The sequence below is a fragment of the Altererythrobacter sp. Root672 genome (genome assembly GCF_001427865.1).
GTDB lineage: Bacteria > Pseudomonadota > Alphaproteobacteria > Sphingomonadales > Sphingomonadaceae > Croceibacterium_A.
Map to the genome: position 1 here is coordinate 1,624,105 of NZ_LMHH01000001.1, position 23,644 is coordinate 1,647,748.

Annotated in this window: 22 protein-coding genes; 11 read left to right on the forward strand and 11 right to left on the reverse strand. The window is 65.0% G+C overall.

What is annotated here, in order from left to right:
* Position 1: 1 nt before the first annotated feature.
* From ASD76_RS07850 to ASD76_RS07870, 5 genes are all read right to left on the reverse strand, one after another.
* Entirely contained in the window at positions 2–673 is a 672-nt protein-coding gene (locus ASD76_RS07850; protein WP_055920809.1) for a hypothetical protein, read from the reverse strand.
* A gap of 101 nt (positions 674–774) precedes the next feature.
* Positions 775–1,134, reverse strand: a complete 360-nt coding sequence (locus ASD76_RS07855) for a DUF2794 domain-containing protein (protein ID WP_200943054.1) — start codon at positions 1,132–1,134, stop codon at positions 775–777.
* Complete coding sequence (gene epsC / locus ASD76_RS07860) at positions 1,134–1,841, reverse strand: serine O-acetyltransferase EpsC (protein ID WP_055920812.1); 708 nt, start codon at positions 1,839–1,841, stop codon at positions 1,134–1,136. The genes ASD76_RS07855 and epsC overlap by 1 nt, the downstream gene beginning before the upstream one ends.
* Positions 1,842–1,869: 28 nt before the next feature.
* Complete coding sequence (locus tag ASD76_RS07865) at positions 1,870–2,478, reverse strand: HdaA/DnaA family protein (RefSeq protein ID WP_055920815.1); 609 nt, start codon at positions 2,476–2,478, stop codon at positions 1,870–1,872.
* Between the two features lie 33 nt (positions 2,479–2,511).
* Positions 2,512–3,705: a heavy-metal-associated domain-containing protein gene (locus ASD76_RS07870; protein WP_235506567.1), complete on the reverse strand. Its 1,194-nt coding sequence runs from the start codon at positions 3,703–3,705 to the stop codon at positions 2,512–2,514.
* Positions 3,706–3,841: 136 nt separating this feature from the next.
* Here ASD76_RS07870 and purM point away from each other — a divergent pair, with 136 nt between their 5' ends.
* A complete protein-coding gene (gene purM, locus ASD76_RS07875; protein WP_055923069.1) occupies positions 3,842–4,948 on the forward strand; it encodes a phosphoribosylformylglycinamidine cyclo-ligase in 1,107 nt (368 codons plus the stop codon).
* Positions 4,941–5,894, forward strand: a complete 954-nt coding sequence (gene purN / locus ASD76_RS07880; RefSeq protein ID WP_055920819.1) for a phosphoribosylglycinamide formyltransferase — start codon at positions 4,941–4,943, stop codon at positions 5,892–5,894. The genes purM and purN overlap by 8 nt, the downstream gene beginning before the upstream one ends.
* 4 nt (positions 5,895–5,898) lie before the next feature.
* Here the strand turns inward: purN and ASD76_RS07885 are convergent, their stop codons facing one another.
* The 4 genes from ASD76_RS07885 to ASD76_RS07900 all read right to left on the reverse strand — a co-directional run bounded on the left by ASD76_RS07885 (position 5,899) and on the right by ASD76_RS07900 (position 8,991).
* Positions 5,899–6,594 carry an aspartate/glutamate racemase family protein gene (locus ASD76_RS07885; RefSeq protein WP_055920822.1) on the reverse strand — a complete coding sequence of 232 codons (696 nt, stop codon included), beginning with the start codon at positions 6,592–6,594 and terminating at the stop codon, positions 5,899–5,901.
* Between the two features lie 3 nt (positions 6,595–6,597).
* Complete coding sequence (gene ndk, locus ASD76_RS07890; RefSeq protein ID WP_055920825.1) at positions 6,598–7,020, reverse strand: nucleoside-diphosphate kinase; 423 nt, start codon at positions 7,018–7,020, stop codon at positions 6,598–6,600.
* Positions 7,021–7,094: 74 nt separating this feature from the next.
* Positions 7,095–7,535: a DNA polymerase III subunit chi gene (locus ASD76_RS07895; protein WP_055920828.1), complete on the reverse strand. Its 441-nt coding sequence runs from the start codon at positions 7,533–7,535 to the stop codon at positions 7,095–7,097.
* A gap of 1 nt (position 7,536) precedes the next feature.
* Entirely contained in the window at positions 7,537–8,991 is a 1,455-nt protein-coding gene (locus ASD76_RS07900; RefSeq protein WP_055920831.1) for a leucyl aminopeptidase, read from the reverse strand.
* Between the two features lie 99 nt (positions 8,992–9,090).
* Here ASD76_RS07900 and ASD76_RS07905 point away from each other — a divergent pair, with 99 nt between their 5' ends.
* The 4 genes from ASD76_RS07905 (at position 9,091) to rsmA (ending at position 14,722) form a co-directional block, all read left to right on the forward strand.
* Complete coding sequence (locus tag ASD76_RS07905; protein ID WP_055920834.1) at positions 9,091–11,367, forward strand: LPS-assembly protein LptD; 2,277 nt, start codon at positions 9,091–9,093, stop codon at positions 11,365–11,367.
* A 155-nt stretch (positions 11,368–11,522) separates the two neighbouring features.
* Positions 11,523–12,872 (forward strand): peptidylprolyl isomerase, encoded by a 1,350-nt coding sequence (locus ASD76_RS07910; protein ID WP_200943055.1) that lies wholly within the window; start codon positions 11,523–11,525, stop codon positions 12,870–12,872.
* Positions 12,865–13,875 carry a 4-hydroxythreonine-4-phosphate dehydrogenase PdxA gene (gene pdxA / locus ASD76_RS07915; RefSeq protein ID WP_055920838.1) on the forward strand — a complete coding sequence of 337 codons (1,011 nt, stop codon included), beginning with the start codon at positions 12,865–12,867 and terminating at the stop codon, positions 13,873–13,875. Before ASD76_RS07910 ends, pdxA begins: the two co-directional genes overlap by 8 nt.
* Positions 13,876–13,900: 25 nt before the next feature.
* Positions 13,901–14,722, forward strand: coding sequence for a 16S rRNA (adenine(1518)-N(6)/adenine(1519)-N(6))-dimethyltransferase RsmA (gene rsmA / locus ASD76_RS07920; RefSeq protein WP_055920841.1), 822 nt, complete (start codon positions 13,901–13,903; stop codon positions 14,720–14,722).
* 4 nt (positions 14,723–14,726) lie between these two features.
* Here the strand turns inward: rsmA and ASD76_RS07925 are convergent, their stop codons facing one another.
* Positions 14,727–15,062: a hypothetical protein gene (locus ASD76_RS07925; RefSeq protein ID WP_055920844.1), complete on the reverse strand. Its 336-nt coding sequence runs from the start codon at positions 15,060–15,062 to the stop codon at positions 14,727–14,729.
* A 325-nt stretch (positions 15,063–15,387) separates the two neighbouring features.
* Between ASD76_RS07925 and ASD76_RS07930 the strand changes: the two genes are divergently transcribed.
* A complete protein-coding gene (locus ASD76_RS07930; protein WP_235506569.1) occupies positions 15,388–15,729 on the forward strand; it encodes a hypothetical protein in 342 nt (113 codons plus the stop codon).
* Positions 15,730–15,971: 242 nt separating this feature from the next.
* Positions 15,972–17,630 (forward strand): YbaL family putative K(+) efflux transporter, encoded by a 1,659-nt coding sequence (gene ybaL / locus ASD76_RS07935; RefSeq protein WP_055920851.1) that lies wholly within the window; start codon positions 15,972–15,974, stop codon positions 17,628–17,630.
* Positions 17,631–17,650: 20 nt separating this feature from the next.
* Here ybaL and ASD76_RS07940 read toward each other — a convergent pair whose 3' ends face one another.
* Positions 17,651–19,753 carry a malate synthase G gene (locus ASD76_RS07940; protein ID WP_055920853.1) on the reverse strand — a complete coding sequence of 701 codons (2,103 nt, stop codon included), beginning with the start codon at positions 19,751–19,753 and terminating at the stop codon, positions 17,651–17,653.
* Between the two features lie 362 nt (positions 19,754–20,115).
* On the opposite strand from ASD76_RS07940, the gene ASD76_RS07945 reads away from it, so the two are divergent.
* Genes ASD76_RS07945 through ASD76_RS07955 form a run of 3 tightly spaced genes read left to right on the forward strand, consistent with a single transcriptional unit; the run spans position 20,116 to position 23,584 of the window.
* Positions 20,116–21,327 (forward strand): hydrolase, encoded by a 1,212-nt coding sequence (locus ASD76_RS07945; RefSeq protein ID WP_055920856.1) that lies wholly within the window; start codon positions 20,116–20,118, stop codon positions 21,325–21,327.
* A complete protein-coding gene (locus tag ASD76_RS07950) occupies positions 21,324–22,337 on the forward strand; it encodes an arginine N-succinyltransferase (RefSeq protein ID WP_055920859.1) in 1,014 nt (337 codons plus the stop codon). The genes ASD76_RS07945 and ASD76_RS07950 overlap by 4 nt, the downstream gene beginning before the upstream one ends.
* Complete coding sequence (locus tag ASD76_RS07955; protein WP_055920862.1) at positions 22,334–23,584, forward strand: N-succinylarginine dihydrolase; 1,251 nt, start codon at positions 22,334–22,336, stop codon at positions 23,582–23,584. The genes ASD76_RS07950 and ASD76_RS07955 overlap by 4 nt, the downstream gene beginning before the upstream one ends.
* The last annotated feature ends 60 nt before the right edge of the window (positions 23,585–23,644 follow it).

Below are 23,644 nucleotides of genomic sequence, written 5' to 3' on the forward strand. Positions count from 1 at the left end.
CCTACATTCCCAGCACGACTACTGTGACGAGGGCGTTGATCAGCGAGGCCGCAAGCCAAGTTCTGAAAACCGCCCAAATCGCTGCGGCCCGACCGATCTTCATCCGGCTGCGCAACCAGGTGACCTCTATCGAGATGTACCAGATGACCGCACCGAAGAAGATGAGTATCCCCGCCGCCTGCGATTCCAGGTTGGGCGATCGGGTGAGGATCGAGCTGATTCCGATCGCGAAAGCGGCCGGAGCGGCAATGTAGCATTGGGCAAAGAACGGGGGGCGCAATGTCTCTCGATTCAGGGGCAGGCCTTCGCGCCGGATGCGGCTCACCGCGAACATCAGAGGGTAGACGGCGAAAAGCATCGACCGCAGCACCAGCAAGTTCCATTCGGACGCCGCGACTTGTCTGCCAAAGGAGGTCCCGCCCGTCGGCAGGGTCTGGTGCGATGAGACTTCGATCATGTGCGAGAGCAGGATCGTGATCATCAGAAACAGCGGCGGGCTCAACAGGTCGGCGAATTGCCGGTCTGGCTGATCCTGAAGCTCGCGGTTGGCGTAGTGGAGCATCTCGATCGGATGGCGCACCGCTCGCCACATGGTCCTGGGGTAGAACACCAGCCAAGTCATGACCTCGTAGAGGAATTCCTCCAGCGAGCGGACGATGCGCATGAGGTCCATGGCTCAGGCGCTCCCGCCCGTGGTGGGGCGAGAGTTTCTGTTTAGTGGCGACGGGAATACGGCGCTTTTCGCCAGTGTTCCAGGCACCGGCATGTCCAATCCTACCCGCTCACGACCTTCAGAAGTCTCCGCTCCAACGGCGCCAGAACGCCAGCCAGCTCGTGCCCGCGCTTGAGCACCTGGCCCTGTTCACCGAACAGCGCCCAGATGCCCTGCCGCTGCCTTAGCTCGGGGCGCTTCTCCAGCCGCATCTGCGGAACGTCCGCCGTGCGCCGAAAGGCCGAGAAGCTGGCGAATTCGCGCGTGAAGTTCATCGCGTAGTCGCGCCATTCGCCGGCGGCGACCATGCGGCCGTAGAGATCGAGAATTCGCTGCAGCTCAGCGCGTTCGAAGCCGACTTGCTGGAGGACGCGCGACGACGGGAAGGGTACGATGTTGCCGTCGAGCGACCCCGCCCGCATCAGCTGGCGGCGCCCGTCTTGCGGGAACGGGCCGGCACTTGCCGTTCCTCCCGCAAGGCTGCAACTTCGGCGCGCAGCTCTGCCAGTTCGCGCTCGAGCGCTTCGACACGTTCGACACCGCTGCTGGTCTGCTCGCAAGGTTCGTCACACGGCGTGCCGTAAGGAATGAACTCGCGCAGCCAGGTTTCGGCCGGGACCAGTGTGGAGCGGGCCTTGAGGCCGATCATGGTCGCGCCTTCAGGCACGTCGTCCGTCACCACCGCATTGGCGCCGACTCGGGCGCGTTCGCCGACAATGATCGGGCCGATGATCTGCGCGCCGGAGCCGATGATGACGTTGTCCTTCAGCGTCGGGTGGCGCTTGCCGCCAACGCCATTGGTGGGATTGGTACCGCCAAGCGTGACGCACTGGTAAATCGTGACGTTGTCCCCGATCTCGGCCGTCTCCCCGATCACGGTGAAGCCGTGGTCGATGAATAGGTTGCGCCCGATCTTGGCGCCCGGATGGATGTCGATCGCGGTCAGCCAGCGCGAGAAATGGTTCACGAACCGGGCGAGGAAATAGAGCTCCCCGTCGAACAGCCAGTGCGCAAGCCGGTGGAATCCGACCGCCCACACGCCCGGGTACAGGAGAATTTCCCAGCGAGACCGCGGAGCCGGGTCACGGGCCCGGACCGAGTCCAAGTATGCGATCAGTTGATCGAACATTGCTGACGATTCTCCCTCAAATCCGCCACTAAAGCAAGCGAGGCTCTTCCGCCCCGTGCACTGCCTCCAGCGCCGCCCGCCAGATAGATTGGGTAGCGGGCACCTTTCGTTCAAGGCTGAGCCGGTCGATCACGGCCACCAGCTTCTCCAGATCGGAGAAGGATCGACCCGCTCTCGGCACAAGATAAGCGGCCGCATCGGCCCCAAGCGGCAACCCACGCTGTTCGGCCAGGATGTGGAGCAATTCCTCAGCCATCTCGTCGTCCGGCAGACCGATTTCGAGCTGCAGGGCGGCGCCGAGACGCGAGCGCAAGTCGGGCAAGGTGATGTCCCAAGGCGGCTCTCCGCCGATGATCAGCAGCGCGCGTCCTTCTTCCTGCGCACGGTTCCAGCGATGGAAAATCTGCGCTTCGTCGAGCGAGCGGGCATCGTCGATCGCTTCCCCGCGGCCGCTTTCGGCAAACCAGCGGGCGAGCAGCGACTTGCCTGAGCGGGACGGGCCCGTGAGTACCGCGGTGCGGAACGGCCAGCTTTCAGGCCGAGCCAAGGCCTCCGCCACGTGGGCGTTGGCGGCGCCGACTACGATCCGCGAAGGTCCAGCGGATTCCGGCGCGAGCGGAAGGGCAATCTGGCTCATAAGTGCCCTAGTTCTGCGCCAGTCTCGCGCGCGTTAGCGCGTGATGGCGAGCGCGTTGCTGCCCTGGGTAACCTGCCAGCCGCGAGCGCGCAACGCATCGGCCAGCGCGGCGAGGTCGCCGGCGAAGCTGACTCGCGTTACCGAGGTGCCGCCGATGGCGACGCTGCTGGTCGACACGCCACGCACGCCGGGCGTTCCGCGCAGCGAGGCAATCGCCGCATCGACCGAGGGCGCGTCCGGCGTGGTGACCTGCACGGTGATGCTGACCACCGGCGCCTCGCCAGGGGTAGCCGTCGCTGCCGGGTTGGTGGAGTCGATCAAGGCGTTCTCACCCTCGCCAGCCGCTGCCCCTGCCAATTCCGCCTGCCGCGCCGCGTCGATCAGGGCACGGACCTCGGGACTGAGCTGCATGCCTTCCATCGACAGCGTCGGGTCTGGACGCAGAATGCCGGCGGCGAGCGCGCGGGTGTAAAATTCGTCGAACTTCTCGACCGCCATCGTCAGCATGGCCGGCACCTGCTCCGCATCGCGGGCGCGCAGGGTGAAGCTGAACAGGTATTCGTTGTCGGGGCCGTGACGTCCGGTGAAATGACCGAGCACCGGCCCGCCAGGATAGGAATACTCCAGCCGGGCAATCGGCACGATCACGTCAGCCGCGCCGAACTGGTCGAGGATGTCGTTCCACAGGATACGGCTGCGACGGCCGGTCTGGCCGAAATTCAGAACCAGCGAATCGGAGCCGGCGCCGGAGGGGCGGACGAAGTCGATCGCGCTCGCGCCGGCCTGGTACTCGGCCCAGGCCCGCTGCCACGGGTTGCGCGTCTCGAACATGGTCTGGGTGCCGCCGGTGATCAGCACCGGAAGCGTGAGCATCGGCGCCGAACGGGCGCGTTCACCCTGCCCGCCGAGCAATCCGCCCGAACGCGCCCGGTCGAACACCACGCCGAGCGTAGCGATATAACGCCTCGGTCCCAGTTGTTCGCGCTCAACGACGATGGCCGAGATCAGCCCTTCGAGCTGCGACTCGGGAATGTCCGGCCCGCCGATCTTCTTCCAGGCGAGCTTCTTCGCTTCCTGCCAGCCCTTGAGTCGCGCATCTTCGGAATTCTTGCCGACCACGTCGACCTTGATGCCCCGCACCTCGATATCGGTGGTGCTGGCGACCGGCGCGATGCCGCGATCCCCGGAAACTTGCGCGACAAGCGCGACTCCCAAGGCAAGCGCCACAGCGCCCGCAATCGGGGCCCAGAGGCGTCGCGGAGACGAAATTTGAGGGAGAGCAAGGCTTGGCATGTGTGAAATCGGCGGCCTTTTGCCCAATGGCGAGTGGAAATCCAAGCGCGAATGGATAAAGCGCCCAGTTATGACTTCGAACAACCCCCCGCCCGAACGTTATACCTACGCCCAGGCCGGCGTCTCGATCGATGCCGGCAATGCGCTGGTCAAAGCCATCGGCCCGCTGGTCAAGGCCACCCGCCGCCCCGGCGCCGATGCCGAGATCGGCGGCTTTGGCGGCTTCTTCGATCCGAAGGCCGCCGGTTATACCGATCCGCTGCTGGTCGCGGCAAACGATGGCGTTGGCACCAAGCTCAAGCTCGCGATCGATCATGACCGGCATGACACGGTGGGAATCGATCTCGTGGCGATGTGCGTCAACGATCTGATCGTCCAGGGCGCCGAGCCGCTGTTCTTCCTCGACTACTTCGCCACCGGCAAGCTCGACAACGGCGTGGCCGAGCGGGTGATTGCGGGAATCGCGCAGGGTTGCACGATCTCGGGCTGCGCATTGATCGGCGGCGAGACGGCGGAGATGCCGGGCATGTACTCGCCCGGCGACTACGACCTTGCCGGGTTCTGCGTCGGTGCGGTCGAGCGCGGTGAGCAGCTTACCGGAGAGCGCGTCGCGCCTGGCCATGTGCTGCTCGGCCTTGCGAGCTCGGGCGTGCATTCGAACGGCTTCTCGCTCGTGCGCCGGTTAGCGGACGACCTCGGTTGGCGGATGGACCGCCCCGCCCTGTTCGATCAGGAGCGACTGCTGATCGAAGCGCTGATCGAGCCGACTCGGATCTACGTGAAGAGCCTGCTGCCGACGGTCCGCGCCGGCAAGATCGACGCCCTCGCCCACATCACCGGCGGCGGGTTGCTCGAGAACATCCCGCGCGTACTGCCTGAGGGTGCCCATGCGGTGGTCGACGCCGACGCCTGGGAGCAGCCGGGGCTGATGGCGTTCCTGCAGGGCCAGGGCAACATCGAGCCGGGCGAGATGGCTCGCACGTTCAACTGCGGTATCGGCATGGTCCTGGCCGTCCAGCCGGAACTCGCTCGCGAAGTCGCAGCCGAACTGGAAGCGGCCGGCGAGGACGTCTCGCGGATCGGCGAAGTGATCGAAGGCCCGCGCGGCTGCACCGTGCGCGGCTCGGCCGAAACCTGGAGCGCCAAGGCCGACTGGAGCGCGACGCACAATGCCTGAGAAGGCCCGCGTCGCCGTCATGCTTTCCGGCAACGGGACCACCATGTCCTCGCTGCTGTTCCACTCGCGCCTGCCCGATTGCCCGTATGAGATCGTGCTCGTCGCCAGCAACGTGCCCGAGGCGCGCGGCCTCAGCATCGCCGCGGCCGAGGGCATCCCGACCTTCGCCCACGGTCACCGTGGCCTTGAGCGTGAGGCGCACGAAGCGATCATGGACCAGGCGCTGCGCGATGCCGGTGCCGAGTACATCGCGCTATGCGGCTATATGCGCGTGCTGACCGCGGGCTTCGTCGAGGGATGGACCGGGCGCATGCTCAACACCCACCCCTCGCTGCTGCCCAAGTACAAGGGCCTGCACACGCATGAGCGCGCGATCGAGGCCGGCGATTCGCAAGGCGGCTGTTCGGTCCACGTGGTGACCGCCGAACTCGACGGCGGCCCGCTGCTCGGCCAGGTGCCGGTGCACATCCTGCCCGACGACACGCCCGACAGCCTCTCGGCTCGGGTGCTGATGGCGGAGTACCAACTCTATCCGCGCATGCTGGCGGATTACGTCGCGCGCGAGAAGTCGCCCGACTACCTCGTGGCGCAAGTGCGCGAACGGGCGATGGCCCTGCCCGAGGCGGATGAAATCGTGTCCCACGGCATGCCCTGCTTCGGCATCGTGAAGGGCAAGAAGTTCGCCTACGTCAGCCTGGACCACCACGGCGACGGCAAGATCGCGCTACTGGTCAAGATCAGCGGCCCGGACGAACAGGCACAGCTGATCGAGAACGACCCCGACCGCTACTACCGCCCCGCCTATTTCGGCGACGGCTGGGTCGCGATCCGTCTCGATCTGGGCGATACCGACTGGGACGAAATCGGCGAGTGGCTGGCGCGCAGCTGGCGGGCAGTTGCGCCGAAGAAGCTCACCGGCTTGATGGACGTCGCCGACGGCTTCTGACGGTTCAGGTACCGTAGAGAATGAAATCGGCGATGGCGCCCGAATGCAGCGCCATCGTGTCGTAGACCGGCAGCGGTGAATTCTCGGCATTGATCAGCAGCCCGATCTCGGTGCAGCCAAGGATCACGCTGTCCGCGCCCGCGTCGCGCCCGGTGGCGATGACCTGCAGGAACTTGTCGCGTGAGGCCTCTGTCACGACACCGCGGATCAGCTCGTCGTAGATGACCTGATGGATTGCCGCGCGATCCGCTTCGTCCGGTATGGACGCCGTGATCCCCGCGCCAGCCAGCGGAGCGCGGATGTAATCCTGCTCCATGGTGAAGCGGGTCGCGAGAAGCAGCGGGCGCGATTTGCCGTCGCGCTGCAGCGCCTCGGTCAGTGGATCGACAATGTGGATCAGCGGGACGCTCACCGCATCGCGCACGCTCTCGGCGCATTTGTGCATGGTGTTGCTGCCGATCGCGATCGCATCCACGCCGGCACGATTGAGCCTGATGGCGGCTTCCACCACCTCGGCTCCGGCATCATCCCAGCGCCCTTCGATCTGGGCCTGGGCAATCGGCGCGAAGTTGAGCGAGTCGACAATCAGCGGCGCCGAGTGGGCGCCGCCGAGCCGCGCCGCGACGGTCTTGTTGATCGCGTCGTAGTAGAGCCGGGTGCTTTCCCAGCTCAAACCACCGATGAGACCGACGCGGCGCATCGGTTAGCCGACGATTTCGTCAGCCTTGAAGAAGTAGTCGATTTCGATCGCGGCGTTCTCGTCGCTGTCGGAACCGTGGACCGAGTTGGCTTCGATGCTCTCGGCGAAGACCTTGCGGATCGTGCCCTCGACAGCGTCGGCCGGGTTGGTCGCGCCCATGACGTCACGGTTGCGCTTCACGGCATCGTCGCCTTCGAGGACCTGGACCACGACCGGGCCGCTGGTCATGAAATCGCACAGTTCGCCGAAGAAGGGGCGTTCCTTGTGCACCGCGTAGAAGCCTTCGGCCTGTTCGCGGCTCAGGTGGATGCGCTTCGAAGCGATGACGCGCAGACCGGCGTCTTCCAGCATCTTGGTGACCGCGCCGGTCAGGTTGCGGCGGGTGGCATCGGGCTTGATGATCGAAAAGGTGCGGGTGACCGCCATTGGGGAAATCCTTCGAACTGAATGTGCGGAAAGTTGGGCGCGCCCCTAGCGGGAGGGGCACCGGGGCGCAAGGCTCAAGCCTTCTTGGCCCACTTCCCATCTTCGAGCTCGTAGAACTCGCGTGTCACGTCTTCGCGCTGATCGAACAGCCGCCAGGTCTTGCGCGCCTCGGCCTTGCCGCCTTCGTCGAAGAACAGCAGGACGCGGTCGAACCCCTCGGCTTCCTCGCGCCACCATCCGTCGGCGAGCGCCAGGAGCTTCGCGCCATTGGCGGCGGCGCAATCGCCGGACAGCAGCACCGGCTGACGCTCGGCATGCGGCGCATCTGCGCGGCCGTGGGCGAGGAAATCCTCCGGGCATTGCTCCCACAGCGCTTTATCGAGCCGGTCGACCAGCGACGGATCTTCGGCCACCACCAGCATCCGCTGATCCCCGGCCTTCGCGGCGCGGGCAATCAGCGGCAGGACGCGCTCAACCGGCTGCGCGCCCGACAGGTAGAAACCGACGCGCTCCACTTCAGCTTTCGAGCTTGTCGCGTACGTAGCGGTCGATCAAGCGCACGCCGTAGCCGGTCGCGCCTTTGTCCCAAGTGGCGCCGGGCTTGTCGGCCCAGACCATGCCCGCGATGTCGAGGTGCGCCCAGGGCGTGCCCTCGTCGATGAAGCGCTGCAGGTACTGCGCCGCGGTGATCGAGCCGGCCCAGCGGGGGCCGACGTTCTTCATGTCCGCGATCGGGGAATCGATCAGCTTGTCGTAAGCTGGCGAGAGCGGGAAGCGCCACAACTTGTCGCCGCTCGCCTTGCCTGCTGCCGACAGGTCGTCAGCCAGGCCATCGTCGTTCGAGAACAGCCCGCCATGTTCGTGCCCGAGCGAGATGATCATCGCGCCGGTCAGAGTGGCGAGGTCAACGATCGCGGCCGGCTTGAATTCGCGCTGCGCCCAGGTGAGCGCGTCGCACAGCACCAGCCGCCCTTCGGCGTCGGTGTTGATGACTTCGACTGTCTGGCCCGACATCGTGGTGACAATGTCGCCCGGACGCTGCGCCTTGCCGTCGAGCATGTTCTCGACCAGGCCGCAGACGCCGATGACGTTGGCCTTGGCCTTGCGCTTGGCCAGCGCGAGCATCGCGCCCGCGACAGCGCCGGCGCCGCCCATATCCCACTTCATGTCTTCCATGCCGGCCGCAGGCTTGATCGAGATGCCGCCGGTGTCGAACGTTACACCCTTGCCTACGAACACTGTCGGCTGAGCGCCCTTCGCTCCGCCAAGCCACTTGATGACCAGCAACCTGGGAGCCTGGGCCGAACCCTGCGACACGCCGAGCAGCGCGCCCATGCCCAGCTTGCGCATCTCGTCTTCGTCAAGGAACGAGAGCTCGGCGCCGGTGCCGGCGAACTGCTTGAGGCAGCGTTCGACGAACGATTCCGGATAGATCACGTTTGGCGGCTCGGCCACGAGCTCGCGAGTGAATTCGACGCCTTCGGACAGGGCCTGCTCGGTCGCCCATGCGTCTTCGCTACCAGCCGGGGCGCCGGTTACGACAACATTGGTCAGGGAAACCTTCTGCTCGTCCTTGAGCTTGGTGCGATAGGCGTCATGACGCCAGCTGCGCAGACGCAGCCCGATCAGCACCGAGGCGACATCCTTTGCCTCGAGACCGCTTGCGTCGAGCGCCAGCTCAGTGGCACCGGAGGTCAGGTACTTCGCCGCCAGCGCCGCCCCTGCCCGCTCCAGTGCTGCACCACGGCCATCGCCGTTGGCACCCGCGCCTACGAGGGCGAGCCGAACCACGGCGTCGCCGCGCTCAACAAAGGCTTCGAACAGTTGTCCGGCCTTGCCGGTGAAACGCGCTGCGCGCGCCCCTTCGGTCACGGCCCGGTCGAGATCCGCGGGCAGCTGGTCCTTGTCGACGACGCGCGCGACCAATGAGGGACCTGCGCCGCCGGTGGCGCTCTGGAAGGTGATTTGCATGCTCTCTCCGCTCGATCGTGTGGGAGGCGCGGCGGTTGATGCCGCGGGACTTGCTCGGTGGCGTTGCAGTTAGGGAGCAGCAGTGCAATAGGCAAGCCGATGCGCCCCCGCCCGCAGCCAGAATTGCACGCCGAACTTCGCAACTTGCGGCGCATTCGCGCGATTGCCCTGGCGGGCTTTGCCGCACTGATGTGCGCTCCTATGCCTGCGCTGGCTCAGGACGATCCGGCGCCAGCAACGAGCGACGAAACCAAGAAGGGCGAAGAGACGCCACGTGAAGTCGCGTTCGAGGCCAATGCCCTCGAATATGACAGCAACGCCGATCTCGTAACGGCCTCGGGCGACGTGCTCCTGCGCTCGGGCGACCGCTCGGTCCGGGCGGATAACGTGTCATGGAACCGCACGAGCGGGCAGATCACGGCGATGGGCAATGTCCGCGCTGTGGACGAAGACGGCAATCAACTCTTCACTGACAGCCTCGAACTAACCGACGAGCTCAAGGAAGGGGCCATGAGCAACATGCTCCTGGCTTTCAGGGCCGGCGGGCGCCTGGCCGCGGCGCAAGGCCACCGCGACGAGACTGGCGATGTCGTGCTTGAGCGCGCCGCCTATTCCTCATGCCCGGTGGTCGACGGCGATGGCTGCCCCAAGCAGCCAAGCTGGCGCGTTACGGCCCGGAGGGTACGCTACGATTCTGAAACCAAGACCATCCGCTTCGACGGCGCCTATCTGGAGCTGTTCGGTAAGCGCATCCTGCCGCTGCCCGGAATCACCGTGCAGGCGGACGGGGGGCCGAGCTCCGGCTTCCTGATCCCCGACGTCGGGGTCAACGCTTCGAACGGCCTCGAGGTCATCAGCAGCTACTATTGGCACATGGCCGAGAACCGCGATCTTCTGGTGACGGCGTTCGCCTACACCGAAGCTGTGCCGATGGTTTCGGCCCAATATCGGATGCTGACCGACAGCGGGGCGTTTCAGGCCACTGGATACCTGACTTACGGGACCCGCATCCCACTCAACTCGACGGTCCCGACCACCGAGAAGGACATCCGCGGCTATTTCTTCGGCAACGGCAAGTTCCAGCTCGATCCGAACTGGAGCGTAACCAGTTCGCTTCGCTTCGCGCTCGACCGGACTTTCGCCCGCCGGTACGACATCACCCGCGACGACCGGTTGCGCTCGATGATCGATGTCGAGCGGATTGACGACGACAGCTACTTGTCGATTTCGGGATGGGTGACGCAGCTCCTGCTCGTCCAGCAGCCGCAGGGCCTGGTCCCGATTGCCTTGCCGCTGATCGACTACCGGCGGCGGATCGCGGACCCGATACTCGGCGGACAGTTCGAGATTCAGGCCAACACCCTCGCGATCACCCGCACCGACGGACAGGACACGCAGCGCGCGTTCGCTCGGGCCGAGTGGAACCTGCGCAGGATCACTTCACTGGGCCAGGAGCTTACCGCCACGGTCTACTTGCGCGGCGATCTCTATCACTCCGACTCCAGCATACTCACCGGCACCCCATCCTACCGCGGCCGCGACGGGTGGCAGTCGCGCGGCGTTGCTATCGGGGCGGTCGACATGAAGTGGCCGTTCGTCGGCAGCTTCCTGGGCGGAACGCAAGTCATCACTCCGCGCGTGCAGCTTGCCGCCGCGCCCGAGATCGAGAATCTCACGATCCCCAACGAGGATGCGCGCTCGATCGACCTTGAGGACAGCAACCTCTTCGCCCTCAATCGCTTCCCCGGTTACGACCGAGTGGAAGATGGCGCGCGCGTAACTTACGGCCTGGACTGGGCGGCCGAAATCCCCAAATGGCGCGCCAAGGTGACTATCGGGCAATCCTACCGCCTGACCGACAAGCCTTCCCTGTTCCCCGACGGAACCGGCCTGACCGAACAGTTCTCCGACTGGGTCGGCCGTACAGAGATCCGCTACCGCGACTTCGTGAAGTTCACCCACCGCTACCGCGTCGACAAGGACAACTTCGCGGTTCGCCGCAACGAGATCGACGCGACGCTCGGTTCGGACGAGACCTACCTCGAAGTGGGTTATCTGCGCCTCAACCGCGACATCGACCTGAACTTCGAAGACTTGCAGGATCGCGAGGAACTGCGCGCCGCGGGCCGCGTGGCGTTCGCCAAGTACTGGTCAGTGTTCGGTTCCGCCGTGGTCAACCTGACCAATTCGGAAGAAGACCCCTCGTTCACCTCGGACGGGTTCGAGCCGCTACGCACGCGTCTCGGCCTTGCCTATGCCGACGATTGCATGGAGTTCGGATTCACCTGGCGGCGCGATTATGTCGCGGTGGCCGATGCCGACAAGGGCAACAGCTTCCGCGTCTATTTCTCCCTGCGCAACCTCGGGTTCCGCTAGGCCCGCTGCTGTTGTCGACGCTATCCGCAAGCATCGCCGTTGGCAGGCACCGGCAAACGCGCTATCCGCCGCGGCTCAGCTAGGGTTAAGCCGCCTGGAGGTAGGTGGCCAGCCTTCGAGAGCGCAGAAAGCGCATCCTTTACGGGGTCCTGCAATTGAGCAAGTTCACCAAGAAATTCGGATGGTTCGTGGCTGCGGCGGCAGTTTCCGCCGGGGTCTATACGTCTGCCATTGCGCAGGAGCCGGCTGAAGCCAGTTCTTCCGACGCGTTCAACATCCCCGACAACATCATCATCCTCAACCGCGAGGATTCGAAGCGCCGGGCGACCGCCACGGTCAACGGGACCATCATTACCGGCACCGATGTCGACCAGCGCGTGGCGTTGATTGTCGCGGCGAACGAAGCGACGCCCTCGGCCGACGAGATCAAGCGCCTGCGGCTACAGGTCCTGCGCAACCTGATCGACGAAACGCTACAGATCCAGGAGGCCGACGCCCAGGAAATCGGCGTTTCCGACGACGAGGTGGCCTCGACCTACAACAAGCTGTCGACCGATCGATTCAAGCGTACCGACGCCGAAATGACGCGGTACCTGACGTCGATCGGCTCGTCACCGGGCTCACTCAAGCGCCAGATCAAGGGCGAACTGGCCTGGGATCGCCTGTTGCGGCGCAACGTGGCGCCTTACGTGAACGTGTCGGAAGGCGAGGTGAACGAGCTGTTCGAGCGCCTGCAAGCGTCCAAGGGTACCGCCGAATATCGGATCGGCGAGATCTATCTCTCGGCCACGCCCGCCACCCGCGAAGCGGTCAACCAGAACGCCCGCCGGATCATGGAGCAACTTCGCGCCGGCGGCAGCTTTATCGCCTATGCACGGCAGTTCTCCGAAGCCTCCACCGCGGCCGTCGGCGGCGACCTTGGCTGGATCCGGATCGAGCAGTTGCAGAACGCGCAGCTCGAAAACGTCGCCCGCGAATTGCAGCCCGGCCAGTTGGTCGGCCCCGTCGAAATTCCTGGCGGCTTCTCGATCCTTTACCTGATCGACAAACGCCAGGTCGGCATGGCCGACCCGCGCGATGCCTTGCTCAGCCTCAAGCAGATTTCGCTCGATTTCCCGGCTGGAACCACCAGGGAAGACGCACAGGCTCGCGCGACGGCCTTCGCTGACGGCGTGAGCAAGATCCGCGGTTGCGGCGAGGCCGAGAGCGTCGCCGCCACACTCGGAGCCCAGGTCGTGTCGAACGATGGCATTGCCATACGCTCGCTGCCGGATCAGTTGCAGCCGATCCTGCTCGACCTCCAGGTCGGCCAGGCGACCCCGCCCTTCGGCACGCTCGAGGACGGCGTTCGCGTACTACTGCTGTGCGGTCGCGACGACCCGACCAACGCGGGTGGTCCGGATACCGAAGCGCTGATGTCGCAGCTTGAAGACGAACGCATCAACCGCCGGGCCCAGCGCTACTTGCGCGACCTTCGGCGCGACGCGGTGATCGAGTATAACTAAGCTCGCGAAGCCGCTCGCCGTGTCGCTCGGCGACCCGGCGGGAATCAGTCCCGAAATCATCTGCGACGCTTGGACAAGGCGCGCCGACGGACGTTTGCCGCCGTTCTTTGTCACCGGCGGTGCGGACGTGCTGAAAGCCGCGGCCGCGCGTCGCGGGCTTCAGGTCCCTCTGGTGGTCATCGACCGCCCGACAGAGGCCGTTGAGGCGTTCGCGGACGGACTGCCCGTTCTTGGCGGACCGGACGGTGAATACTGCCCCGGCGAGCCAGACGAGAGCGGAGCGCGACTGGCCCTCGCTTCGCTCACGAACGCGAGTGCACTGGTCGTTTCGGGGCAAGCCGCGGCCATCGTCACCGGACCGATCGCGAAGTCCCAACTGGCAAAGGTCGGCTTTGCCTTCCCTGGCCAAACTGAATTCGTCGCGGCCGCTAGTGGCGTTCCCGCGGACGATGCGGTGATGATGCTGGCCGGCCCGCAACTTCGAACCGTGCCGCTCACAGTCCATTGCGCCCTGAGCGAAGTTCCCGGCCGCATCTCGATCGACTTGATCCGCCGCCGCGCTGCAATCGTCGACAGGGCGCTTCGCCAGGACTTTGGTATTGCCGCCCCCCGGATCGCGATCTGTGGCCTCAACCCTCACGCCGGCGAAAGCGGCAGGATGGGGCGCGAAGAGATCGAGATCATTGCGCCTGCAGTCGCCGCACTGCGGGCCGAAGGCATCGACGCGACGGGTCCCCATCCCGCCGACGCGCTGTTCACCGAGCACGCGCGAAAAACTTATGACGTCGCAATCGCGATGTACCACGACCAGGCCTTGATACCGCTAAAGGCGCTCGATTTCGATCAGGGCGTCAATGTCACCCTTGGCCTGCCCATCGTCCGCACATCGCCCGACCATGGCACGGCCTTCGGCATCGCCGGAACGGGCGCGGCCCGCGCGGACGCGATGATCGCAGCGATCCGAATGGCGGGCGAGATGGCGGCACGCCGGAGCGGCTTGTGAGCTCCGCTAGTTCAAGACCGTGACAATGCCTAAGCTCCCGCCCTTGCGCGAAGTCATTGCCGCATATGGACTGAGCGCGTCGAAAGCGCTGGGCCAGAATTTCCTGTTCGACGAACAGCTTCTCGCCCGGATTGCTGCCATTCCCGGCGACCTGCAGGATCGCGCGGTGCTCGAAATCGGCCCCGGGCCGGGCGGGCTCACCCGGGCCTTGCTACGCGCGGGTGCAAGAGTCACCGCCATCGAAATGGACCGCCGGTGCCTCCCGGCGCTGGCCGAGCTTGCGGAGGCTTTTCCCGGCCGATTGCGGGTAATCGAAGGGGACGCCCTCAAACTCGACCATGACGAGATCATGGGCGAGCCTTATGCCATCGTCGCGAACTTACCTTACAACGTGGGTACCGCACTCTTCACCGGTTGGCTCGGTGGGGAGCGCTGGCCGCCGAACTGGACCAGCCTGACGCTGATGTTCCAACAGGAAGTGGCTCAGCGCGTCGTCGCGGCGCCCGATGGCGGCGCATACGGTCGGCTGGCGATCCTCGCCCAGTGGCGCTCAACGGCCAAGCTCGCGATGAAAGTCCACCGCAGTGCTTTCACGCCGCCACCCAAAGTGATGAGCGCTATCGTGCACGTCACCCCGGCAGAGGCGCCCGCCGGTGTCAGCGCGCGGGTCTTGGAAAGGTTGACCGAAGCCTCGTTCGGCCAGCGCCGGAAAATGCTCCGTCAAAGCGTAAAGGGCGTTCCCGGGGCGCTTGAAGCGCTCGAAAGTCTCGGGATCGATTCAACGCGCCGGGCCGAGACGCTCAGTGTGGCAGAGTTCGTCTCGATTGCCCGCAAATTGACCGCCTGAGTGCTTAGCTAACTCTCGATCGCTCGTCGCCCAAGCCGGCCAGGGCGAGAGTCACCTTCCGTCCGTGATCGGTGAGGCGGAACGTCGGGCCAAACATTCCCGCCGGGCCTTCGTCGACCAAGCCCTTGCCCACTAGAGCATGCATGCTCGGCAGGCCGATGCGTACGCGTTTGGACAGGGGCTCGAACTCGTGGAATGGCCAGTACGCGCGCAGCGCGTTGCGTTCACCGCGATTGAGTTCGGGAAACGACCCCGCCGAACTGACCTGTGCTTGAGCCGAACGTGCTTTGTCAGTCGGCTCCGTCAGCCCGTCGAAGACGAGCACGGATTCATCACTCACCAAACTTCCCCCAAAAGCTGACGCAATAACCGTACGCCGCCGACCCGGCGGCGCGCCTTGCACAGTGGGCTAGTTAACGCAAGGCCGAAATCTGGTTACAAACACATCTATCAAACAAGTTACGAAAGATACTCGATATGTAATTTCTCTCAACAGGCTAATAGCGCAATTTTCGTGCAGTCCCAAACATGAACGCTCCCCTAACAAATGTGCATTTCACACCCTCGGGGGAATTTCAGGTTCGCAATCCAGGGGTGGATGACCTACTTTCTAGACCATGCACCAAGGCATTCTCATGACGCCGCGACATCGCCGGCCCGCATTCGTGGGCTGGATAATGCTGCTCGTCGTGTTGATTTCGGCGGTCCCGACGATGGGGCAAGCCCGTACACGAGTGATCGGCTCGGCGTTCGACCCGGCGACATACTCGGTCGTGGTCAGCCCAAAGAAGCCGCGCGTCACGGGCGACAAGACCTCGATGGACCGGAAAACCCCGCTCGATCACCTGTTCGACGGCGTGCCGCTGTCGTCAGCTGCCGAACCCGTGCTGATCCTCCCCGCCTTCGCGCTCGCTACTCAGGTTCGCTACCAGCCTCTCCCAAGCCAAACGGTGGGCCGCCCGGCCCTCACCCGAGCGCATGGACCGCGGGCCCCGCCGGCCCTCTGAGACAGCATCCAGAGGCCTAGCGAGGAACCTATCTCACCGGGCCTACACCAGACTGCAGGTCCGCGCGGCTCGGTTTGGAGAATTAGCATGATTGGAATGCGATGCAGGCCGCCCCGTTGGTGGGTGGCTGCACCTTTGACGGGCGCGAACGCCGCGGAAACTATTGCCGCCGCGCTCGTCCACTCGTCGTACGTTGAGAGATTCCGCGGGATTTCAGGGTCTCGCGAAGCCGGGAGAAGCACTTGCCACACCACACCCCCTTGATCGGGACGATAGTCGCCGGCCTTGTCGTAGCCTTCTTCATGGGCGCGCTGGCGCATCGCCTGCGCGTGTCCCCTGTTGCGGGATACTTGTTCGCCGGCGTTATCGTCGGGCCCTTCACACCGGGGTTCGTCGCCGATACCGGCCTTGCCAACGAATTGGCCGAACTTGGCGTCATCCTGCTGATGTTTGGCGTCGGCCTGCACTTCTCCTTGCGAGACCTGTTGTCGGTCCGGAGGATCGCCATCCCCGGGGCTCTGACGCAGATCGCGGTCGCTACCCTGCTCGGCTTGGCGTTGGCCCTGGCCCTCGGCTGGTCGATCCTGTCTGGACTGGTGTTCGGCCTAGCGCTCTCGGTCGCCAGTACGGTCGTTCTGCTGCGCGCGATGCAGGCTCGCGATCTCATCAACACCGAACGCGGACGCATCGCTGTCGGGTGGCTGATCGTCGAAGATCTGGCGATGGTGCTCACGCTGGTGCTCCTTCCCCCGATCGCCCGCATGGTGACCGCCGACTCCATGGACGGGGCAGCGATAGCAACGACCTTTGGCATCACCGTGCTCAAGGTCGGCGGTTTCATCGCCTTCATGCTGATCGTCGCCCGGCGCCTGATCCCTGCGGCGCTGCACTGGGTTGCGCATACCGGTTCGCGTGAGTTGTTTCGCCTGGCAGTCCTGGCAATCGCATTGGGTGTGGCGTTCGGCGCGGCCTATGTGTTCGACGTCTCCTTCGCGCTTGGCGCTTTCTTCGCCGGCATGATCCTCGGCGAATCCCAGTTGAGCCGTCGCGCTGCCGAAGAAACCCTGCCGCTGCGCGACGCCTTCGCGGTGCTGTTCTTCGTCTCGGTCGGGATGCTGTTCGATCCCGCCGTTGTGGTCGAACAACCCTGGCCATTGCTCGCAACAGTGGCGATCATCATCCTCGGCAAGTCGATCGCGGCCTTCGCCATCGTGCGTTTCTTCGGCCATCCGACTGGAACCGCCCTGACGATTTCCGCCAGCCTCGCCCAGATCGGCGAGTTCTCCTTCATCCTCGCAGGCCTCGGCACCAATCTCGGTATCCTGCCGCCAGAGGGTCGAGACTTGATCCTGGCGGGCGCGATCCTGTCGATCTTTGCCAACCCGTTCGTGTTTACCGCTGTCGCCGGTCGCGTGAGCGCAGCCAAGAAGGCGGCGGTTGCCGAAGCCCGCGAAGTCGAGCGGCAGCGGCAGGAAGACCGCAGGGAGCATACCCTGCTCATCGGCTATGGCCGGGTCGGTCGTCTTGTCGGCCAAGGGGCCAAGAAGGCCGGCCGCGCAGTGGTCGTGGTGGAGGACGAAGCCGATGTGGCTCGTGCTGCCGCCGACGATGGGCTGCCGGTGGTCATAGGAAATGCCGCTGCGGCATCGGTTCTGGAAGAAGCCGGCATCGAAGACGCCAAACGGCTCGTGATCGCCATTCCCGAAGGGTTCGAAGCCGGGGCCATTGCAGAACAGGCGCGCAAGCTGAACCCGAACATCACGATCTTCGCACGGGCCCATTCCGACAGCGAAGTGGCGTACCTGATGCAGCTGGGAGTCGACGAGGTGATCATGGGCGAGCGCGAGATCGCCGATCGCCTGTTGGAGCTGATGGCCCCCAAGGCCCCGGTCGCCCACTAGGCGGCCGGGGGCCCGGGGCGTTAGCTTGCCTTTACCTTGCGGCGCCAGGCATGGAGCAAGGGCTCGGTATAGCCGTTAGGCTGGTCCAGGCCCTTGAACACCAGGTCGACTGCCGCGAGGAACGCCGGGTGGCTGTTCCAGTTGCCCTCCATCGGGCGATAGGCCGGATCGCCGGCGTTCTGTGCATCGACCCGCACTGCCATACGCTTCAAGGCGTCCATGACTTGCGGCTGGCTGGCGACGCCATGCAGCAGCCAGTTGGCCAGATGCTGGCTGGAGATGCGCAGTGTCGCGCGGTCTTCCATCAGGCCGACGTCGTTGATGTCGGGTACTTTCGAGCAGCCGATGCCCTGGTCGATCCAGCGCACCACGTAGCCGAGCAGGCCCTGGCAGTTGTTGTCGAGCTCTTCGGCGATCTCGGCCTCGCTCCAGTTCACGCCCTCGGCCAGCGGCAAGGTCAGCAGCGCGTCGAGGCCCGGTGCCGGGGCCAGCCGGTGCTGCACCTCGAACACGTCGGTCGCATGGTAGTGCAAGGCGTGAAGCACAGCCGCCGTGGGTGACGGGACCCAAGCGGTGTTGGCCCCCGCCCGGAGGTGCCCGACTTTCTCATCGAGCATCGCATGCATCCTGTCGGGCGCTGCCCACATGCCCTTGCCGATCTGCGCCTTGCCCGAAAGCCCGCAGGCGAGCCCGATCGCGACATTGCGTTTCTCGTAGGCGTCGAGCCAGACCGATTGCTTCATGGCGCCCTTGCGGACCATCGGGCCGGCACGCATCGAAGTGTGAATCTCGTCACCCGTGCGGTCGAGGAAGCCGGTGTTGATGAACACGATCCGGTCCTTCACCGCCGCGATACACGCCGCGAGATTGGCACTGGTACGGCGCTCTTCGTCCATCACGCCGACCTTGATCGTGTGACGCTTCAGGCCGAGCAGGTCCTCGACGGCATCGAACAAGTCGTTGGTGAAAGCCGCTTCCTCGGGCCCGTGCATCTTGGGCTTCACGATGTAGATGCTTCCGCACCGGCTGTTGCGCCAGCGGCTGTGCCCTTCGACATCGAGTGCGCCGATGGCCGACGTGACGACCGCGTCCAGAATACCTTCCGGCACCTCGGCGCCGCCCACCTGCAACACTGCAGGGTTGGTCATCAGGTGGCCGACGTTGCGCACGAACAGCAGGCTCCGACCCGACAGATCTAGCGTGCTGCCATCGACAGCGGTGACAACGAGGTCGCCCTCCAGCGAGCGCGTCATCGTCTTTCCACCCTTGTCGAAGCTCGCTTCCAGGTCGCCACGGATCACGCCGAGCCAATTGCGATAGGCTGCGAGCTTGTCCTCCCCATCGACCGCGGCAATCGAATCCTCGAGGTCGACGATCGTCGTCAGCGCGGCTTCCAGCCTGATGTCGGCAATGCCCGCCGGGTCCGTGCGACCGATCGCATTCTCGCGGTCGAACACGACTTCGATGTGCAGGCCGTGGTTGCAGAACACGAGGCCCTTCTCGGTGCTGCCGAGATACTGACTCGGCTGGCACAGCGGCAGGCTCTCCGGCCCCGCGATCTCCGACCAGCTCGTATTCTCCAGCGGCACGGCGAGGTCGAGGAAGGCCCGTGCGGCCGCGATCACCGCTTCGCCGCGCTTCGGATCGTAGCCAGAAACCTGAGCGGCAGGCGCCTGCGGCAAGGCGTCGGTGCCGTAGTAGGCGTCATAGAGGCTGCCCCACCGCGCATTGGCGGCGTTGAGGACGAAGCGTGCGTTGAGCGCAGGGACGACCAACTGCGGCCCGGCCATAGCCGCTATCTCGGCATCCACGTTGGTCGTGCCCACGGTGAACGGCTCGGGCTCGGCCACGAGGTAGCCGATCTCTTCAAGGAAACCGCGATAGGCGTCGGCATCATGCGGCTGGCCCCGCCGCTCCGCATGCCAGCGATCGATCTTGGCCTGGAGCTCATCGCGCTTGTCGAGCAGTGCCACGTTGCGCGGACCGAAGCGGCGGAGCAGCTCGGCGAATCCAGCCCAGAATGCCGCGGCATCGCGCCCAAGTGGCTGCAGCACCTCGCTCTCGATAAACTGCGCCAGGGCCGCATCGACACGCAACCCACTCCGATCCACTCTTTCGCTCAAGTCAGGCTCCTTCCTGGGCACATGTCTAGGGTCAGGCCTCATATCCTGCGCCTTCGAGGCGGCAGAATGGCGAACATATCGGGCGGAAAGGGCCGCCGGGAAGGCTGGATGCCTTTCCAAGGCCCTTTCCGTTCGAGATGGAAGCCATTCTGCCGTCCCTTCGGGATTTGATCAAAATGGCCCATTGCTGCGTCAGGAAGACTTGAAATATCGACATATTCCTACGCCTTCCTTCCTTGCACTGAGCCATTTTGATTCAAACCTCGAAGGCGCTGGATATGAGGCCTGACCCTAGGCATGCCCCGCGGCAATAGCGAGGCGCCGTTTGACAGCAAACGCCTACCAGCTAAGCGTCGTTTCAAATGCAACGGCTAACCCAAGACGAGAGGAAGCTGGTCGAGCCGATTGAACAGTCGGCGATGCTCGAGCGCACCGAGCGCTGGAGCGCGATCAACAGCGGCACCGGCAACCTCGCCGGCCTTCAGCAGCAGGCGGACGAACTCGCCCAAGCGTTCGCCGCTCTCCCTGGAAAAGTCGAACTGCGCGACCCCGCACCAGTGACCTCGATCGATGCGGGTGGCCGCGAAATCGAGCAAGCCAATGGGCGGCACCTGGTGCTCAGCGTGCGCCCTACGGCGGAGCGGCGCTTTCTGCTGACCGGCCACATGGACACTGTCTACCCGCCCGGCCATCCCTTCCAGGAGGGCCGTTGGCTCGACAGCGAGATCTATAACGCTCCTGGCGCTGCGGACATGAAAGGCGGCATCGCGGTGATGCTCGCAGCCCTGCAGGCATTCGAAGGATCGTCCGCGGCCGCCGCTACTGGCTATGACGTGATGATCAATTCGGACGAGGAGACCGGTTCGCTGTCTTCCGCTGCATTGATTGCCGAGCTGGCGCGGGCAAAGGCCGCCGCTCTAACCTACGAGCCCTCTGCCCGCCCCGACGGGACGCTCGCCCATGCTCGAGGCGGCAGCGGCAACTACAGCGTCACCATTACCGGCCGCGCGGCCCATGCAGGACGCAACCCGCAAGAGGGACGCAACGCCATCGTCGCTGCCGGGGCGCTGGCGGTAGCGCTGAAGACGATGGAGCACGCCGACCTGGCCATCAATCCCGCCCGGATCGATGGTGGCTCAGCCAACAACGTGGTTCCGGATCTCGCAATCCTTCGCTTCAACATCCGCCCCAAGACGAGCGAAGCCGCGGTCAATTTTGAACGTGATTTCACCGTGTTGTTGCAGCACATTGAGGCGGGGCATGAGGTTAATGCCCACATCCATGGCGGGATTACCCGTCCCCCCAAGCCCGTCGATTCCCAAGCCCAGCGTTTGTTCGATCTCGTGCAGCGCACTGGCGCGGATCTTGGCCAGGACTTCGGATGGCAGCCGAGCGGCGGGGTGTGCGATGGCAACAACATCGCCGCTTGCGGAGTGCCTGTCGTCGACACGATGGGCGTGCGCGGTGGGGCCATACATTCGCCGGACGAGTATCTCATTGCATCCTCCCTTGCTGAACGTGCCGCGCTATCTGCGGTGGTGCTCCATCGGCTGGCCACAGGAGACCTCGCTTGACCTTTCGCCTGCGCGCCGCGCGGCCCGACGACCTCGAGCCGCTGTACGAAATGGCCAAGCTCACCGGCGGCGGGTTCACCAACCTCCCTGCTGATCGCAAGGCCCTGGCGCGCAAGCTTGAACGGGCAGAAGCTGCCTATGCCCGCGATGACGACACTTTGGCCGACGAGCAGTTCGTGCTGGTGCTGGAAAAGCCCGAATCCGGAGAGGTACGCGGCACTTGCCAGATGATGACCCAGGTCGGACAGCAGTGGCCGTTCTACTCCTACCGCCTGAACACGCTGACCCAGCACTCCGAAGAACTGCAGCGGACGGTGCGCGCGGAAATGCTCAGCCTCGTTACCGATCTTGAGGGGTCGAGCGAAGTCGGTGGGCTGTTCCTCCATCCCAACGAGCGCGCTGGTGGCCTCGGGCTGCTGCTGGCGCGCAGCCGCTACCTGTTCATCGGCATGCACCGCGCGCGCTTTGCCGACCGCATCCTGGCCGAACTTCGCGGCATCATCGACGAGCGCGGCGGATCGCCGTTCTGGGACGGCGTGGCGGGCCGGTTCTTCGGGATGAACTTCCAGGAAGCCGACTATTTCAACGCCATCAACGGCAACCAGTTCATTGCCGACCTGATGCCCAAGCATCCGGTCTATGTCGCTATGCTGAGCGATAGCGCCCGCGGCGCGATCGGGGTGCCGCACCCTTCGGGACGGGCGGCCATGCGGATGCTTGAGGAAGAGGGGTTCTCTTGCGAGGGCTATGTCGACATCTTCGACGGCGGACCGACGATGACCGCGCGGACCGACAACGTCCGCTCGATCCGCGACGCCAAGCCTTCCACCGTCGTGAGCACTGACTGCCGCAAGGGCGAGAAGGTGCTGCTCGCGAGCGGCAGGCTGTCGGCCTTCCACTCCTGCTACGGAGCCTGCGAGGCGGTCGATGGCGGGCTGTCGATCGATTCCGCCTCTGCCGACATGCTCGACGTCCAGCCGGGCGATACGGTTTGGGCGGTGCAGCGTTGAGCCTGGTCGAGATCAACTTCGACGGGATCGTCGGCCCCAGCCACAACTACGCCGGGCTCAGCCTGGGCAATCTCGCCGCGACGGCGCACGCTGGCGATGTCTCCTACCCGCGCGCTGCGGCGCTCCAGGGGTTGGAGAAGATGCGCGGCAATATGGCGCTCGGCTTGGCGCAGGGGTTCTTTGTCCCCGTGCCCCGACCCAACGCGGACTGGCTTGAAGCGATCGCCGTTGATGCGGTCGCTGGCCGAGCGTTGCTGGCGACGGGCTGGTCGGCGTCATCGATGTGGACTGCCAATGCCGCCACGGTCTCGCCCGCGCCCGACACCGCCGATGGCCGCTGTCACCTGAGCGTCGCCAACCTCGTGACCATGCCGCACCGTTCGCACGAATGGCCCGACACCTTGCGCCAGCTCCAACTGGCTTTTGCGAACGAGCGACACTTTGCTGTTCACGGCCCCGTCCCGCCGTGTTTCGGCGACGAAGGTGCCGCCAACCACATGCGCCTGAGTTCGGCCCACGGTGCTGCCGGGCTGGAAGTGTTCGTCTATGGTCGAGCAGGTGGCCCCTTCCCGGCGCGCCAGCATGAACAGGCCAGCCGCGTTATCGCTCGACGGCACGGTCTCGATCCAGAGCGGGTGCTGTTCATCGAGCAGTCGCCGGAAGCGATCGCCGCGGGTGCCTTTCACAACGACGTCGTGGCCGTTGCCAACGAGCGGGTGCTGTTCTGCCATGAGCAGGCCTTCGCGGACCCGGCCTCAGCCTATGCCGCGATCCGCCAGCGCTTTCCCGAGGTCGAAGTGGTGGAAGTGCCGACCAGCGCAGTCAGCTTGGCCGAGGCCGTGCGCTCCTACCTGTTCAACGCCCAGCTCGTGACGCTCCCAGCAGGTGAACAGGCGCTAGTCATTCCCGGCGAGGCCTGGGAGAGCCCGGAAGTCCGCGCGTGGCTCGACGCGATGATCGCCAGCAACGGGCCAATTCGCCGAATCATCCCGGTCGATGTGCGCCAGTCGATGGCCAATGGTGGGGGGCCAGCCTGCCTTCGGCTGCGGGTCGTGGCCGATCCTGCGACTATCGACACGAGATTTCTTCTCGACGGGCCCAAGGCCGAAATCTTGGCGAAAATCATCGAAACGCACTGGCCGGAACAGGTCGATCCGGCTGATCTGGGCCGAGAGAATCTGGCGATTTCAGTGCGGAAGGCGCGCGGTGCTTTGCTCGACGCGCTCGGCCTGGCGGAGCTCGCCTGAACTGTTCCCCCTCGGGACAACTGACATCGCTGACTCCGTTAACCATGCTTTGTGCTGGAA